Here is a 17,649-nt window from a genome sequence, read left to right as displayed (position 1 = left end):
ATGAAATAATTTATTTTAAATATATGATTTCCAAAATATTATACGGGTATATTTTTACAGGTTTAAAATTTTAATATCACCGGTTTGATAACGTAAACCGAACTGGAATCCATTTCCGCTATAATTTTAAACCTTAAACTTAGAACCTAAAAAGCCTGCCCCTTGAAGGGCAGACTTACAGTATATGAATAAGAATATAAAATTATTACGGCATTTTTTTAAAGCCTTCCGCTTTGATCTTCCAGGTTCCGTCTTTCGGAAAACCGGGAAACGGTCCGGTGGAAGAATCCCAGCCTTCCAGCATCATGGCAACCGTGGTCAGAACGCCGCCATTTCCCGGAAGATAAATCCGCAATCTTCCGTCCTGGTAATTGTGCCCGTTTTTAAGATAAGTATTGGTCTGAACATCCATAAACAAAGCATCCAGGGCTTTATCCGGAAGATTTAATCGTGCAGCAGTCATCGCAGTCATCGGAAAATCCCAGCCCCAGGTATGCCCCCAGTTCCATCGTTCCCAAACAATGTCGAGGGTATTTTTCATCGTTTTTTTATCCAGTTTCGGTGATTCCGGAACCATTCCCAATGCTCCGAGAACGGCAGGGTGGTCGGTCATCCATTTTGGAAATGTAAAAGAATCTTTTGCCGATTCCGTCGATAGATAAACACCGTCCTGAACCGGAAGCGGAGCCAGTTTGCTGATGACCTCATCCCATTTTTTATCTCTCTGTTCGCCCAGTCTTTCTTTCCATTGCTGCGCTACTTTCAGTGCCCAATCCCAATACGCCACTTCATACGTTGGGTTAAAAGTATCTTTAGCCGGGAAAACTTCCTGGGCAGGAATTACGCCTTTTCCAAGATTATAACGGTTTTTTTCTTTATCATAAGTTGCGAAATCGGCCATAAATTCTGCTGTCGCGAAGACTAAATCTTTATATTTTTCCAATACTTTTTTATCCTTATTATGACGGTATAGAAGCTCAGTCATATAAATCAAATGCGGTTGTTCCCAAATCAGAAAGGCTGCCACCGAAGACGGACTTTCGTTTCCTTCATTGTCTGACATTTTAATCCAGCGGACACCTTTATAACCTTGTCTTTCCGCTAATTTTTTTGCTTTATCAAATGATCTGAAATAATAATCCAGCTGCTTTTCCATGATTTCCGGTCTTCCCCACAACGCAAAATGAACGCCGTGCCACCAATGCATTTCCGTATGCGGTTTCCCGTACCAGCTGTTGAAAGTCAAGCCCGTTTCCTGGGGTGGACTGCTTCCTCCGCACTGAACTTTCGTTAAATATTCTGACAATACGATTCTTCTTTCCAATTCGGTGGCTCTTTTATCCGTGCTTCCTTCAAAATCTACGGCCGCCCCGCTTTCCCAGAAGTTTTTCCAGCCCGAAATGCTTTCTTTCTCGGCATCGGCAAATACAGTTTTTAAAGTCTTCTGATTTTTTTCTGAAAACCCAACCGTCAATTCAGCCGTTTTGTTCTTTGGAGAAGGCTCGTACACAAAATAATGTTTCCCGGCCTCACTTAATTTTCCATCGGTAAAATACAGTTGCGTAAAATAATCCGCCGTCTGCAATTTGTGCTCAATCAATCCCTGCGTTGAGTTCGATGAAATGATTTTTGTGGAGTGCTGATCCGCGTTTCCGTAAAAAGCGGCTTCATCCAGAAACTGCCCGCTCGGATAAGGATATCGGGTGAAAATCTTCAGTCTTTTCTCTTTAATTAAATCCGACTCAATTTTAACTCCGATTTGATCTGAATGTTGGAAAGAAGCCGTCCGGACTTTTACCGGAATTCCTTCCAGGGAAAATTCACTTGTAATAATTCCGGTCCACAAATCGATTGTCTGATTGATGTTCTGTAAATCTGAAACCTGTGCTTTCTTACCGTCTTTTTTAATCAGTTCAATTCCAATATTTCCCAATTGCAGACGATGTTGATTCACCCTGAAATACTCAACGGCTTTTTTACTGCGTTCCGGCTCTTTGATTTGCACGCTGTACAGAGCCTTTCTTCCGTCACGATTGAAGTCGTAAGGTTTTAAAGTTTCTTCAAATCTAAAATTCTCCGTATTCGGAAAGCTGTTCCAGCCCCATTCCGACTGGGTTCCCAGTGAAACCCCGTTTTTATAGTATTCGGGAAACGACTGCATTCCGGTAATGTCCACCGTATAAGCAAATTTACCGTTGCCAACGGTTAAAGTGGACAAAGTATCCGCTTTGGTATTGACTATATTATGACGCTGAACGACTTTTTGACGGTCGATTTTCTGGGCATTCAGCGAGGAGAATCCGACGCAGAAAAGGCTTAAGTATATAGCTATTTTATTCATTGTAAATTGATTAAATCATTTTTCTAAACTTCCCATTAAGTTTGGCCAATGCCATGGATTTTAATTTTGTCAGACGGGCTGAAGCCCGACTCTATTGATGTCTTTACTTATTTATTGGGCTCAGCCTGACAACTCTGTACTATACGTTTCGTTTTGCGCTGTCAGACTGAGCGTGTCGAAGCCGCTCCTCATTATATTTATCTCAAAACAGTCGCACTCATCAGTCCGATCACCACATCATTGCTCACGGCTGTTAATTTTATCGATTTTAATTCTTTTTCCGGATTAGTCGGCAGATCCAGAATCGTTGCCGCTCCGCCATCTACCTGACGGCCTGTAAATCCTTTGATACTCGAATATTTACCCAAAGTTCCGCCTTTATACAATTCTCCGGTTTTCAGTTTTACTCTGTACGGAATTTTATCATCCGGAATTTCAAAAGCAAAATTATCATCCAGTAAATCCTGCTCAACCGGCCACCAATTGGTGGGGTTTTTCAGTTCCAGTTCAGAGGTTGAGCCATCAGTATATTGAACGGTAATTATACCATTTACGATCTGAGACTGCATCGGATTCGTAGAACCTGCCATCAGGAAATAGATTTTCTTTCCTCTACCATTCAATGGAAATTCAATGCATTCAGGATAATTATCCCATTGACTGACGAAGGCAATATTCTTATCGGCTCTGTCAATTAAAAATGGAATTCCAAGGAAGTCAGCTTTATTATTTCTTATCTTATTCATTAGTCCGCTGTCGTCGATCTGGGCGGTAATCAACGGATAACACCAGTTTCCGATTCCCTGCCACGGAAGCTGCAGGGTAGGCACATTTAATCTTGGTGAAAGGTATTTTTGATTGAAGATCTCCGTTACTTTTTCATTATACTTTGAGGCCAATGAAATATTGTTGAACGGACCTTGGTTTTCAATTTCCCAATCCGTAATTTCAATATATTGTTTAATTCCGTTGTAATCAAGCTCGATAGAATTGGTTCCTTTACTCAGATAAGGTGTCGGAAGTTCAATCAGTGAATTTTGATTTTTCTGAATGCTGAAGGTTTTTTTTAAACCATTAACAGATAGTTTTCCACTAATCGAACTGGATAATTTAGACTGAACCTGAAGTTTTTTGTCCACCCATTTTGCTTCCAAAGGAAAGCGGATGTCTACATTCACCGGCTGCCACCAGGCTGTTCCGTTTTGTTCGACCTGCACGAAAAAAGTGCCTTTTCTTTCTTCTTGAATCAGCTCAAATTGATTTCCATTTTGGATTTTAATTAATTCCTGTGGGTCGAGAACAGCTTTAATTTTCTTTTTTGAATCAAAATTCAATTGAAGATTTTCAGAAATATAAGCGATGTAATCGGTTTGCTCATTTTTTATATCCTCCCCGGAATCATGGATTTCAATTGTAAAATCCTTTCCTTTCGGTGTTTCAAACTGGATAACCGGTTGAAGAAGGGAATTCGGTTTGATCTTCCAGCCTGCTTTTTTACCGTTTACTTTTACCGATGTAACCCTGGATTTATTAACAGGAATCTGCATTTCCAAAGAAACAGAGTTCTGATATTTTGAATTGAAAATATATTCAGTTTTTTTCGGAGTTCTTTTAAACTGATACTCCCAATCCGGAAGTTTCAGCCCGGCAGAATTCCAGTCTTTCGGGAAACCGGGTTTGATACTGATTTTATTCTCCAGTAAATTAGGACAAACCCCGAAAAGTCCTTCGGTCAAAGTTCTGGAAGCCACGCCAATCGGATCGGCGAAATCCCGGTACAACTCGCCACGGAAGGCATCGTAGTGAGACAGCTGCTCAAAATTTCCCGGACTGATGCCGTAATACATCGATTCCACAAGATTTCCTTTCCAAAGTTGGTAGGCCTCTTCGTTTCTTCCGGCCTGCCAATACGCCAGCGCGGTCTGTAAATTTTCCGCCAGCGCCACGTTGTTAATCGACCAGTCGTAAGGTTGCCAGTTGGTCGTCGCCAAAGTAAAATAATCTTTGTTGTCTGCCCCTTTTACCGTAATTGGAATTTTCGGCGTGTGATTATTAATGTATTGTATGTTCTGATAATCCTCAAATTCATTCAGTATAAACGCATCCGAAACGTGGTAAACCGACCATATTCCCGGTTTGTCGTGAACCATCCGGTTGCCTAAAGCATCTTTATACTCAGCAAAATACCCTTTGTTTTTAATCCAAAGCTCGTTTTTCATGGCCCTTAAAATCGCATCGGCTTCCTGTTCGTAAGGCTGCGGATTTTCACCAGTGATTTTCGCCAGCTTCGCCATTTCGCGGTTGGCCCGGTAATTATACGCCGAGGTATGCGTTACTTTTCCGCCCGAATACTGCAGCGCATCGCTCGCCCAAATTGCAGCATAGGCATCATACAGATCGCCACGTTTGAAATTCCGTTTTTCCCAATCCATATGGCGGACCATTGTCGGCCACATTTTCTTCAGGAATTCTTTATCTCCGGTATAATTGAAATGTGAAAACAGCTGGTCAAAAAACACCAGGTTCATATCGTAATGATGCGGTTTGGTGTTGTCATTCGGGTTTCTGGAAATGTATCCGCTTGAAAAGACGGAAGTTCCCATTTTTTCTTCGTGACGGGCAAGGTGCCGCATCGTATCCATTTCGACAGGTGCAAAATCGGGTTTCAAAACCTGTGAGTGGGCATAGCTTTCAAAATGCTCTTTCGCCCGGTCGTGCCAGCTCAAAGCATCGGCAGTGTAAGCGCCACGCCAGGCGTTCAGTCGCATCCGCCATGCAACGGCACCGTGAAGAAAGGTGGGGCTTTCCCAGATTCCGTCTGCAGCAACCGCCAGATTGGCTCCGAAATTATTTAAATCTGCATCCGGCGTTTTCAACTGAATTCGATTTGTTAAATGTAATCTTGATTGTTCAGCTGCTTCAAATATGTTTTTCAACTCTTCATCCGAATAGTTTTTGGGGGATGTTCCCTTTGCAACCTGAATGAAAATCGGTTGTTTCTGCGAAGAATAAGAAGCATAGATAATAGGAGACCTGTCTGTTTTGTTTTGAGTAAACTCAGACAGTTTTTCTAAGGTTTGGGCATCGGTTTGCTGTAAGGAAGTAACGTTTGAAAAATTTCCGCTGACGGTTTGCGTCTCTTTTTTCTTGTTTAAATAACGGAGCTGAAATTTGTTTTTATTCAGCTGAAATCGGTTGTTCAGACAGTATTCAGTCAACAGATAAAATCCGGATTCCGGGTCTGCGCCGATGTCGCCGTTTCTGCTGAACGTCGTTCCGCTTGCACCGCCGTACACAGCGTAGATTTTTGTTGACGGATCTACATTGGCGGTTTCCATTCTTACCACCAGCCCTTCTTCTTTAGCTTGAGCCAGGACGGTTAGTTTGATACTCCCGTTTCCAAGAATGGGGTCTTTGATATCATACAGCATTGTGCCGGGACGATAACGGGTTTCAATTTTATCAGCGTTAATTAATTTCTTTATTAAATTTCCTTTCTGGATGACAAACTGAAGATTGCCGCCCATTCCCGGAAGGTAAAGGGCAAATTCCGGTAAATCTCCGGCTTCCACTCTCGAAGCACGGTTATCTCCGTACAACGCCCGGTTGAAACGGTACTTTCCGTTAACCAGCAAAAAGTCGCCTTTATCTTCTTTATAATGCAGCTCCCGCTCCTCGTTTTGCCAGTGCTTTGACTGGGAAGAAACAGATGAAAAAGCCGATAGAAGAACCAATCCGGCAAATAAGGTTGTCCTTCGCATCTTATGGTTTTAGCTCGGTGAGAGGCTGTCCGTTAACCGTTACATTTTTTAAGGTCACGTTTTTCAGATAGTCCACTTTATAAGGAACCTCAACACCAACCATTTTGGCATTTATCATAGTGAAATCCATTACCGGCGAAGATTCGTACGCATCAGAGAACACGGCATATTTTCCGCCTTTGTCAACCGTTAAATTCTCAACCCAGATGTTCCGGATGGTCGGAATGTGGTTTCCCGGCTTTTCATAATGCATATTGAAACGGACAGCAGCCTCCTTGTAAGCACCCACTTTTGTTTTATAGAAAAATACATTTTCGATGATTCCGCCACGGCTTGAGCTGGTTTTGATTCTTAAAGCCCGGTCAAGATTTTTGCTGTCCATGATGTTTCCAATCGCATAGATGTTTTTGGCACCGCCTGCAATTTCGCTTCCGATAACAACCCCGCCGTGACCGTCTTTCATTTCGCAGTTTTCGATGATGTGGTTTTCAGCAGGTCTGCCGATGTCTCTTCCGTCTTCGTCTCTTCCGGATTTGATGGCGATACAGTCGTCCCCGGTGTCAAAATAGGAATCTTTAATCCAGACATTTTTGCAGGCTTCAGGATCAAAGCCGTCATTGTTCGGTCCGTGGCTGATGACTTTTACTCTTTCTATCAAAACATTTTCACACAAAACAGGATTTAGGTTCCACATCGGAGAATTTTTCACCAGAACATCCGCCATATAGAAGTTTTTCGATTTGTAAGGCTGAACGAAATTCGGCCTTAAATACCATCCGTCCCCAAAAATTCTTTCTCTCGCAGGTTTTCTCTGGGCCATATATTCGTGAAGCTTTGCACGGGCCGGATTTTGTCTTCCCGGACGGGATTCGTTATAGCCATATTTTGTAGCACCGCACCAGAACCACCAGTGGTCCTTGTCTGAATTTCCGTCTAAAGTCCCTTTTCCGGTAACGGCGATGTTTTCTTCTTCGTAGGCATAAATCAGGGATGAATAATTCATACATTCCATTCCTTCCCAACGGGTGAAAACGATCGGGTAGTCGTTGCTGTCCTGACTGAACAAAATCGTAGAGCCGTCACTTAAATGGAGATTGACATTTGATTTTAAATAGATGGCACCGGTCAGGAAAACTCCGTTTGGGACGACAACCCTTCCTCCGCCTTCAGCATTGCATTTTTCAATGGCTTTCTTAAAGGCTTCGGTATTTTTTGTTTTTCCGTCTCCAACGGCTCCGAAATCTGTGATCAGATAATCCGCTTTTCTGAATACGGGCTTTGTGATCTGCTTTTTAAGAGCTTTTATTTCCTTTAGAGGCTGTTTTGCTGAAGTCCAGGGCTTATACTGGGCGGAAACTGCGACCGACAGCACTAAAAAAAACAGAATGGGAATATATTTTTTCATAAGGGGTCAAAGTAAATGTTTAATGTTTCTACATCTGCAATCTAGAATAAATATAACAAATGATTATCCTGCACTGTCGGTTGCGGTTTATTTCTCCGGAAAAAGCGTTTTCAGCCAATCGGAACACAGCATCTTCCACTTATCGGTGAGCTCAGATTTATTGGTAATTCCTATTTTATGGCTCCCTTCCGGGAAGATAAACAGGGCACCTTTTACCTTATGTTTTGTCATGGCCTGGTAATACAGGATACTGTTCATGACGGGAACGGTTCTGTCGTCCTGGGCATGAAGCAGCAGGGTGGGCGGTGTTTTTTCCGTGACCCTGTTCTGCATGGAATATTCGCTGATTTTTTCCTGAGGTGCATTTTCACCTAATAGGCTGTTGCGGCTTCCGGCGTGTGCAAATTCTCCCAAATCGATAACCGGAGAAACTAAGATTGCAAAATTGGGAATGGTGGAAACGGAGGCCGGATCGCTGTCTGATCCTGTGTAATCGGTTTTAATATTGCTTACTGACGCTGCAAGGTGCCCTCCTGCAGAAGTGCCGATCACCCCGATCTGTCCCGGAGAAATTCCGTACAACGAGGCATTTTTGCGGATGTATTTTATGGCAGCCTGTATGTCCTGCAACGGCGCAATTTCCCGCTGTATGACGTCAGGGGAAATAGGAAGCCTGTAATTCAGCACAAAAGCCGATATGCCTAATGTGTTTAACCACTTGGCAATCTGATAACCGCCCAGATCATAAGTCAGTTTATAGTAGCCTCCGCCGGGAATCACAATTACCGTCATGGGTTTTCTCTCTTCTTTAGGCGGCAGAAAGGCAAAAAGTTCAGGTTCTTGGATCTGTACAATTCTTCCGTCTTTTTCTTCCGTCTTTAATGATAGGCCTTTAGAATTCGGCATCTGACCTTTCGGCCATAAGCTGATTTTTTCCTGGGCAGAAATTAAAAGTATTCCGATGTGTAAAGCGGCAAAGGCCAGAATTATTATTTTGAAATTGACGAATCTCATGATCAATACATTATTAAACAGGGGCAATCTAAGATAACCTGAACTGAAAATTATCCTGCACTGTCGGGAATAAAGAATTACAACGTTCATATTTTTCAGAGGATTTCTTGCAGACTAACTTTTTTGTCTTACAAGTCAATAAAAAAAGTGAATCGACTGATTCACTTTTACTTTCTATATATTTCTGATTAACCTTCAATAAACGCTAAAAGATCTTTATTAATCGTTTCGTGCTCAGTGGTTGGCATTCCGTGAGGGAAACCGGGGTAAGTAATCAATTTTCCGTTTTTCAACAGTTTTGCAGATTTTATTGCAGAATTTTCAATTGGAACAATCTGGTCATCTTCCCCGTGAAGAACCAAAACCGGAATATCCACAGCTTTCAAATCTTCAGTAAAATCAGTTTCAGAAAACGCTTTGATTCCTTCATAATGCGCTACAATACCACCCATCATTCCTTGTCGCCACCAGTTTCTTTGTACACCTTCTTTTACGTTAGCACCTTCTCTGTTATATCCGTAGAAAGGGAAAGTCAGATCAATATAAAATTGGTTTCTGTTGTTTAAAGTCTGCTCTCTGATACCATCGAAAACTTCCATCGGAACACCGTCAGGATTGCTTTCACTTTTTACCATTACCGGTGGAACTGCGCTGATTAGAACCGCTTTTTTAGCTCTTCCGTTGGAATATTTGTTAACGTAACGGATCACTTCACCGCCTCCTGTGGAGTGACCGATGTGAACTACATCTTTCAGATCAAGGAATTCAACCAATTCTGCAGCATCAGAAGCATATTGCTCAATCGTATGGTTATAAATATTCTGGCTTGATCTTCCGTGACCTCTTCTGTCGTGAGAAATCACTCTGTAACCTCTCTGAAGGAAGAAAATGACCTGCGCATCCCAATCGTCTGAAGATAAAGGCCATCCGTGGTGAAACATCAGTACCGGTCCTTCTCCTTGGTCTTTATAAAAAATCTCTGTTCCGTCTTTTAATTTTAGTGTACTCATTTTGTTTAAATTTTTAATGTTTGTGATTAATTTATTTAATAGTTGTTTTGTCTTATTTCTTTAGCAAATGTAGGGCAGCTAAACTTCACAGAAATTAATCCAGTTTAATTTCGTGCATTTTGATAAATATTTTTTATTTGGGCAGCTGTTTCCGCCTTCCGTTCCCGCTTTTTTGTCATTGTGAACGACGTAAAGCAATCTGTAGGACTTTCAGTCAATCGCAATGACAAAAAGAGCTTTGCTCAAATCCAACGAAGTGGTCATCAATTCAAATTAGAATAACAGAAAGATGATAAGCAGGCTACAGATTCGGTATCAGTTCACGTTTTCTCTTACCAATTCAAGCAAATCCTCCGCACCGCCATTGAATTTATTTCCATTGATAAAGAAAGATGGCGTTCCGTTCACTCCGCTCATCACCCCGCTTTCAAAATCCGAATCTACTTTTTCTTTCAATTCTACTTTTTGCAAATCTTTCTCAAACTGTGGAATATTCAGGTCCAATTTCTCAGCCAGTGTTATCAGAAAGCTTTCATTCAAAAATCCCTGATTTTCGAAAATCGCATCATGCATTTCCCAAAACTTTCCTTGAAGATTGGCTGCTTCTGCAGCAATGGCGGCAGGTCTTGCATACTGATGCATTTCCGACAACGGAAAGTTCCTGAAAACAAACTTTACCTGACCTCCGAATTCTTTCATTAATTCTTTCAGAACAGGATAAGCCGCTCCGCAATACGGGCATTGGTAGTCGCCATATTCTACAATTACAAGGTCGGCATTTTCGTTACCTTGGGCGTGGTCATTTGTATTGACTGATGGTTTTAGTGACATAATTATTTTGTGTTAAGGTTTTCCAAAGCTTCTAATATTCCGTCAGCACCAGGATTGATGGTGGTAGGAGACAGGTAACTCCATTCGATGATGCCATCCTTGCTGATGACAAACAGAGCACGTTTGCATTCTCCTTCTTCGTCATCATAAACGCCGTATTTTTTGGCGGTTCCTCCTTTCGCCTCAAAGTCTGCCAACAACGGAAAATGTAAATTTCTTGATTGTGAAAATGCAAGATGACACCATTTGCTATCCACAGAGATTCCGAAGAGTTCTGCATCATATTTATGGAAGAACTTCAAGGTTTCGTTGTACAAAGCCATTTGGTCGCTGCAAACGGGACTCCAGTCTGCAGGATAAAAAGCCAAGATGATATTTTTCCCTTTGAACTCAGATAAAGTTATTTTCTGATCGGGCGTCGCAAATAATGTAAAATCGGGAGCAACGGTGCCTTTTTGTAACATAATATTTTAGTTTTTTTGGTTATGAAGCTGGAATTAATTTACTAAAAGTTAGCAATAAATCAGCTGGTAAAATCAAAGTCCGGTTTAACAATACATTAATTAAGATAGAAGCCACCGCGGCACCGGATAAAAATCCCATCCGCAAAAGCAGGAATAAGCTTCCTTTTGTGGTAATGCTGCCACCCCTCAAGGGGTAATCCTAAATTCTAAGCAACAATTTCAGGGGGTACGCTCGAAACAAAATCTGTAACACTGAACGTATGGTTTTCGGAAAATTAGCGTTATCAAAAATCAGAATAAAATGACATTCTTCTGTTCCTGTCGCCTGAATCGAGGGACCGTAGCCTTTTGGAAATACCAGACATTACCAGGCTCAAAATTATCCGTATAGCTTTTTCCGTCCGGATAAATGATCGTCGCACAAACCGTTGGGGAAATTACATAGGCCTATTCTGCAGTGTTGGCGTGCCAGTGCAATTCTCTCATACTTCCCGGCTGCAGTCTCACAGAAACTCCGGCAATACCGGCTGAAGCGGGAAAATCTTTTACAGAAGCGCCTCTGGTTGTTCCGCCATCATTGGTGCATGGCTCTTTTTTCTCTAATTCATATTTAAAACTAAGTGACTCGGTATTCATAATTATATTTTTTAGGCTAAATAAGTCCTGCCTTTATTTCTACTGTAAAGCTAGCTCTGAATCAGGCTCTTTTGAGGTCTTATTCGGTGAATGGGCAAAATCACTCGTTGAGTTTTATGATGAGATAGGTGATGGATTGCTTTTGGTTGAAATTAAAAGTTGTTTGGTTAACCAACATGGTTGTTTAAACTGAAGGAAAATGTATTTTGTTCCAAACAGGTTGCGGAAAACAAATATAAGTTGTTTGGTTACGGTCATTCGCAGATAAAAATCATTGGAAAAACCAATGGTTTTAATGAAAATATGTATTGCTTGTTTTAATTGTTGTATTAATTTGATGATGTAAAACTACAGGCAACTCAATGGAAAATCAATTGGTGTTTGATGAACGGGGCAGAACCTGTTGTTGGATAAAATCAAAGAAATTATAAAAGATAAATAGAGATTCTTCTTTTTGCGATAAACGAAAAAATCACTGTAAAAAACAGTGATCTGTAGTCATATCGATGTCAGAGAATACTACTTGAAAAGCCACTTTCTGATCAGTTTTGTATAATTGGGCATTACAACGAAAACCATTAGAAAAACAATACATCCTGAAATCATAAGTCCGTCGGAATAATGATTTGCAGGGATTTTTAAAAACCTTAAAAAAGGGAGAAGTACCAGTGGAATCAACAATGACAAAGGATAAATAGCTGACCAGGTTACCAAAAACTGTTTCCATCTTACGGGAACCTTTGTTTCATTTCCGGTTTCAAAAAGAAAATCTAGCCCCGATCTGATTTTGTAGTTATCATTTTTCCGAAACAGCGGATTAGCTTTTTCAATCAGTTTTTTTCTTTCGTCAGATTCCATCCATTTTTTGAGGTTTTCAATCGTGTCAAAACGGATAATAACCGTGTAAATAAAGGTAAGATGAGGAATCGGGCGCACAATCTGATGGTCAATAAAACCTTCCGAATGCTTGGTGAGCGGAACAATCTGCTCCAGCCATTTTTCATATTCCGTCTCTTTGCCGTCTAAAACGTGATGGGTAATTACGACCGATGCGCCCTGGGTTTCCATAACCTTAATTTTAAATGAATAAGAATTAAAAAGCTCTTTTATACTGCCAGGGAATCTCAACTTCCACACCCAATTCTTTAGCGGAATGTAGTGCAAAATAAGGGTCACGCAAATGTTCTCTGGCGATGAAAATCAGATCTGCTTCTTCATTCACAATAATATCATTTGCCTGGACAGCTTCAGTAATCATCCCAACCGCACCTGTGGAAATCCCGGTCTGTTGTTTGATGGTTGATGAAAACGGAACCTGATAGTTAGGAAAAACACGGTCTTTGCTGACGTTGGAAAATCCACCGCCTGAAGCCGTGATGAGGTCGACACCATTTTCTCTGAGAATTTTTGCGAGAATAATACTGTCATCCAAAGTCCATGCATCCGGTGTATCCAGGTAATCGACTGCCGAGATTCTCACTAAAAGGGGCATTCCATCGGGAATTGATCTTCGTACTTCGCCAACAGTCTCTACCAGAAAGCGGATTCTGTTTTGCAGACTTCCGCCATATTCGTCATTTCTTTTATTAATGACTGCGGAATAGAACTGGTGGAAGAGATAGCCGTGGCCGGCGTGCAGTTCTATAGTGTCAAAACCTGCTTCCACAGCTCTGTGTGCTGCTTGTACAAATTTTACTTTCAATTCCTGAATTTCATCAACTGTCAGCTCCTGGGGAATTATACCGTTCATTTCTGTAGGTGAGGAGGATTTTACAGCCCAGCCACCTTCTTCTTTGGTAAGGGGTTTCATCCTTTCGCTGGGATGTTTCAAACTTCCTTTTCCACCGGAATGCCACAGTTGTATTCCTATTTTTGCATCCTGCTCGTGTACAAAATCGACAATGGTTTTCCATGCATCTTTCTGCTCGTCATTCCAGATTCCGACGTCGCTTAAAGTGGCTAAACCTCTGGGAGAAACGGCGGTGCATTCAGTCATTATCAGACCTGCTCCGCCAACGGCTCTTCCACCGAGATGTACAAGATGCCAATTTCCCGGGATTCCGTTTTTTGCGCTGTACTGTTGCATTGGCGATACCACGATTCTGTTTTTCAGGGTCAACTGGCGTAGGGTTAAAGGTGAGAATAAGTTCATTTTGTTTTAGATTTATAGTGATTGTAAAAATAATTTGCTTTCAAAAAGTGATTTCAGCAAAATATCTTTTGTTTCTTCCAAAGTATCTTTCGATAATGGACGGTCTTCATTGGTTAATTCCAAAATGTTGAGTTTTTCCTCTAATAATGGCAGTAATCCCATTATGGCGACACTCGATTTCAAATCATGCGCTCTTAATTTCAGCAATTTAAAATCTTTGTTTTCATAACCTAGTTTCAGTTCCTGCAGATGAACCGGGATTTTATCCAGAAACTGTTGTGTCACTGTCCTTTCAAAATCCTTATCTCCATTGCTGATGGATTTCATATAAGTAATATCGATGAACTCATACTCAGAGTCGGTTTCCTCTATTTTCGTTTCGCTTTTCTCGGCTTCTTTTAATCCTAAATCTGAAATTAGTTTGAATAATTCGTCTTCTTTTACCGGCTTAGAGATATATTCGTTCATTCCGCGGCTCATACATCTTTCCCGTTCTCCTGCCAACGCGTGCGCCGTCATTGCGATAATCGGAATATCAAGTTTTAATTCTTCGCGGATTTTTTGTGTTGCAGTGTAACCATCCATTTGTGGCATCTGGATGTCCATTAGAACCAGGGCGCAATCGTTATTTCTGAGATATTCTACCGCTTCCAAACCGTTATTCGCAGTATCAAAATCGATATTCCATTGTGAAAGAAGATGTTTCATCAGGCTTTGGTTCATATCGTTGTCATCCACGATTAAAACTTTTAAGGGCGCATTCGATTTATCTTTAAAATAATTTGTATCGACTTTGGGAATCATTACATTAAGCTGTTCTTTCGCAATCGAATAAGGAAGGTAAAAATGGAAAGTGGTGCCTTTCCCCTGTTTGCTTATAACTTCAATATCTCCGTTCTGTAATTGAATTAAACTTTTTACGATGGATAAACCAAGCCCGGTTCCGCCATAATTTCTGGTTGTGGAATCTTCTCCCTGATTAAATCTTTCAAAAACCTCGCTGAGCTTTTCTTTATCAATTCCGATTCCTGTATCTGAAACTTTAAAACCGACAATGACTTCGCTTCCGGTTTGTTGCTTATTGTAAATTTCAATGCTAATATTTCCCTGATGTGTAAACTTGATGGCATTTCCGATGAGATTGACCAGAATTTGGGTAAGCCTTGTCGCATCACCATATAATGTGTCAGGAATGGATGAATCTATCTTGCTGGAAATCGTTAATCCTTTTTCTTTAGCTCTTTCTGCGAAGAAAGTTTCTACAGAATTTATCAATCCATTAATGCTGAATATTCCTTTGGTAATGCGCATCATCCCGGCTTCTATTTTTGAGAGATCCAAAATGTCGTTAATAATAGCCATCAGATTTTCCCCGGAACGCTGAATGGAGGAGACAAACTCTTTCGAAGTTTCATCGAGAGGTCTCTTCTGTAAAAGATTTGTAAAGCCCAAGATTCCACTTAAAGGTGTTCGGATTTCATGGCTCATATTGGCAAGGAAATTTTCTTTGGTTTGTGCGGCTACAGAGGCTTTTTTCTCGGCAACATCCAGCTCCTCAATCAATAACCGCTGACGCTTGAATTGACGAAGTATATGATAACCAACGATTGAACCGCTTAAAATCAGTAAAATCAATAAAGAAATATCATACAATCTGGCTTTTTGCCCCATTGTTTCAGTCTCCTTGCTGAGGTCGACCATATGTAGTTTTCTGCTTTCGTAGATTTTTGCTGTGATTGAAGTGATTTCATTGGAAATTTTTCTGGCTCTGGGATTGGCAATGGAAGTTTTGTCATCCATATTTCCCAGCGTGTTGTAACGTAGCAGTAATTTGTCCTTGGTTGTTTTCTTTTCCAGCGCAAGAACGCTCAGTCTGTGAATCAGCTTTTCTTCAACATCATCTGCATTGTCTTTTGATAATGAATCGAGAAAGTTTTCTATTTGACTGATTTTTTGGTCGATGCCTTCTAGATGGGTGGTGTCATTGGTTGCAATGGACGCTCTGATCCTACTTTCAACACCCAAAATATCACGGTCGATTTCACGCAGATGATTGCTGGAACGTAATTCGCTGAGAAGCTTATTGTTATTCCGGATAAGTTCCTTCGTATTTTGAGCTGAATTGATTTGAACCGCTATCAACAGGAGAGAACCCGCAATAAATGTGAGAATGATAAAATAGCTGAATCGTTTATTGCCCATTACTGAGGATATTTTTTTCATAATTCTTTATTACTGAATTAATTTTAACGCAAAGTCTGCAAAGATTTTTTATCCTTGATGAGAGCATTTTTAAGTTCGCAAAGGCGTTTCATTCAGCAAAGAACATAAGATTGGTATCTTCGATTCGGATGGAATGACAAGATATTGCTTTTATGTTGACATTTTTTGAACGCTGAATCTGCAGCCCCACTTGAGCGGAAATGCTTTTTGCCAACCTTCAGGTTCTGTTTAAACCAAAATTGTCTGCAAAAAATATTGACTTCACCGAATCACTTCCTAGGTTAAAAACAGCGGAATTGCCCGCCCAAATAAAAATTTTAGAAAACATTCATTCTTGTATTGAGTGCTTTTCGGTAAGCATCCGCAACGGGAATGAATTTTCCGTCAATCATTATTCCGCCATCCTGAAGCGTGTCTATCTTGCCGACAGAAACGATGTAGGAGCGGTGAACCCTGATAAAATCGTCTTTCGGAAGGCGTTCTTCCGCAGTTTTCATTTTGCCGTGGATGGCGAACATTTTTTCCCGGGTGTAAAATTTGACATAGTCGCCCATTGCTTCTGCATAAAAAATGTCATCCAGTTTCAAGCGCCTTGTGATATTGGAATCTCTTACGAAAAGGAACTCATCTCGGGTTACTTCTACATTTTCTTTTCGGCTGTCGATAATCGACTGAGCTTTACTTACTGCCTGTAAAAACCTTGCAGGCATTATAGGTTTCAGGATATAATCTGCAATATTCAGTTCAAAAGCTTCCAGTGCATATTCCTTATTGGAAGTTGTGAAAATAATGATAGTGTCTTTTCCTGAGAGATTTTTTGTGAGCTCGATACCCGTCATTTCCGGCATCTCAATATCAAGGAAAATCAAATCGACGTGATTCGTCTGCAAGTGGTTGTAAGCTTCGATGGCATTGGAAAACTCGCCGACGATTGCGAGATTGGGAATCTGTTTTGCCAAATGTGATAATGTTGTTCTTGCAATGTCGTTGTCATCGACGATGAGAGCATTCATAGGAATAATTATTTATGTTTGATACAAATATAATTATTCCTTTTTTCTTTTCCCAATTATCTGAAATATGAACGGATCATCCAAGCCATTTCTTCGTGGGTTTCCATCAGTCCAGTAATGAAATCGCTGGTTCCATAATCTTTGAATTCTTCAGCAAAAGGAGTAATGTTTCCTCTTAGGAATTTGATGATGTTTTCGTGATCGGATAAAAGATCTTTCATATAGCCTAAGCCGTCATTGGTTCGGTCGCTGTATTCTGTAAGGTGAGTCAATTCCAGATAGATTTTCATTGTTGCGGGGGCGTAATGCCCGATTTTTCGCATACGTTCTGCAACGCTGTCAATCAGTTCATCCAATTGTTTGTATTGCACTTCAAAGAAAATATGATTGGCGTGGAAGTTATCTCCGGTTACGTTCCAGTGTGCGTTTCTTGTTTTGATATACAATAGCGTTTCATCAGCTAAAAGTTTTGCCAATTGTTCTGCAACAGCATCTGTATTCATTTCTGTGATTCCGATTTTTGCTTTCATAATGGTAAGATTTAAATTGTTCTTTTTACTGGTGTAAAGTTCCGTCGGAATATTGCGGAATTGAGAGGTTTTTCGATGAACGGGCAAAATGAGTCGTTGAGTTTGATATTGAAAGTATTTTATCTGTATTTAATTAAAAAATTCATTTATTAAACTAGTTCAATGTGCAGGAATTCTTGCTGCCATAAATTTGTCGTATAAAAATTAAAACAAAATGGAAAACCGAATATTAGGACTGCACCACATTACAGCAATTGCAGACAATGCGA

13 protein-coding genes are annotated in these 17,649 nt (G+C 40.7%); all 13 read right to left on the bottom strand.

The annotated features are described in order from the left end of the window. Positions 1–205 precede the first annotated feature (205 nt). A complete protein-coding gene (locus tag FY557_RS15830) occupies positions 206–2,341 on the bottom strand; it encodes a hypothetical protein (RefSeq protein WP_149248217.1) in 2,136 nt (711 codons plus the stop codon). A 197-nt stretch (positions 2,342–2,538) separates the two neighbouring features. Then, positions 2,539–6,102 (bottom strand): DUF4450 domain-containing protein, encoded by a 3,564-nt coding sequence (locus FY557_RS15825; protein ID WP_149248216.1) that lies wholly within the window; start codon positions 6,100–6,102, stop codon positions 2,539–2,541. A 1-nt stretch (position 6,103) separates the two neighbouring features. Next, complete coding sequence (locus FY557_RS15820) at positions 6,104–7,507, bottom strand: glycoside hydrolase family 28 protein (RefSeq protein ID WP_149248215.1); 1,404 nt, start codon at positions 7,505–7,507, stop codon at positions 6,104–6,106. Between the two features lie 87 nt (positions 7,508–7,594). Beyond that, positions 7,595–8,521, bottom strand: coding sequence for an alpha/beta hydrolase (locus FY557_RS15815; protein WP_185151748.1), 927 nt, complete (start codon positions 8,519–8,521; stop codon positions 7,595–7,597). Between the two features lie 188 nt (positions 8,522–8,709). After that, positions 8,710–9,531: an alpha/beta fold hydrolase gene (locus tag FY557_RS15810; RefSeq protein WP_149248213.1), complete on the bottom strand. Its 822-nt coding sequence runs from the start codon at positions 9,529–9,531 to the stop codon at positions 8,710–8,712. Positions 9,532–9,846: 315 nt separating this feature from the next. Next, positions 9,847–10,362, bottom strand: coding sequence for a DsbA family protein (locus tag FY557_RS15805; RefSeq protein WP_149248212.1), 516 nt, complete (start codon positions 10,360–10,362; stop codon positions 9,847–9,849). Positions 10,363–10,364: 2 nt separating this feature from the next. After that, a complete protein-coding gene (locus tag FY557_RS15800; RefSeq protein WP_149248211.1) occupies positions 10,365–10,826 on the bottom strand; it encodes a redoxin domain-containing protein in 462 nt (153 codons plus the stop codon). 447 nt (positions 10,827–11,273) lie between these two features. Further along, positions 11,274–11,462: a cupin domain-containing protein gene (locus FY557_RS20390; protein ID WP_228451807.1), complete on the bottom strand. Its 189-nt coding sequence runs from the start codon at positions 11,460–11,462 to the stop codon at positions 11,274–11,276. Between the two features lie 519 nt (positions 11,463–11,981). Then, on the bottom strand, positions 11,982–12,530 hold the full coding sequence (locus tag FY557_RS15790; RefSeq protein WP_185151747.1) for an antibiotic biosynthesis monooxygenase: 549 nt from the start codon (positions 12,528–12,530) through the stop codon (positions 11,982–11,984). Positions 12,531–12,555: 25 nt separating this feature from the next. Next, on the bottom strand, positions 12,556–13,614 hold the full coding sequence (locus FY557_RS15785) for an NADH:flavin oxidoreductase/NADH oxidase (protein WP_149248209.1): 1,059 nt from the start codon (positions 13,612–13,614) through the stop codon (positions 12,556–12,558). 12 nt (positions 13,615–13,626) lie between these two features. Beyond that, a complete protein-coding gene (locus FY557_RS15780) occupies positions 13,627–15,837 on the bottom strand; it encodes a hybrid sensor histidine kinase/response regulator (RefSeq protein ID WP_149248208.1) in 2,211 nt (736 codons plus the stop codon). A gap of 317 nt (positions 15,838–16,154) precedes the next feature. After that, positions 16,155–16,850 carry a LytR/AlgR family response regulator transcription factor gene (locus tag FY557_RS15775; protein WP_149248207.1) on the bottom strand — a complete coding sequence of 232 codons (696 nt, stop codon included), beginning with the start codon at positions 16,848–16,850 and terminating at the stop codon, positions 16,155–16,157. Positions 16,851–16,906: 56 nt separating this feature from the next. Beyond that, positions 16,907–17,380: a Dps family protein gene (locus tag FY557_RS15770; protein WP_149248206.1), complete on the bottom strand. Its 474-nt coding sequence runs from the start codon at positions 17,378–17,380 to the stop codon at positions 16,907–16,909. Positions 17,381–17,649 lie beyond the last annotated feature (269 nt).

It is taken from the genome of Chryseobacterium sp. SN22 (assembly GCF_008329705.1).
Classification (GTDB): Bacteria; Bacteroidota; Bacteroidia; order Flavobacteriales; family Weeksellaceae; genus Chryseobacterium.
The sequence above is the reverse complement of the archived record's forward strand: the minus strand, read 5'-3'. Positions and strand labels throughout refer to the sequence as shown.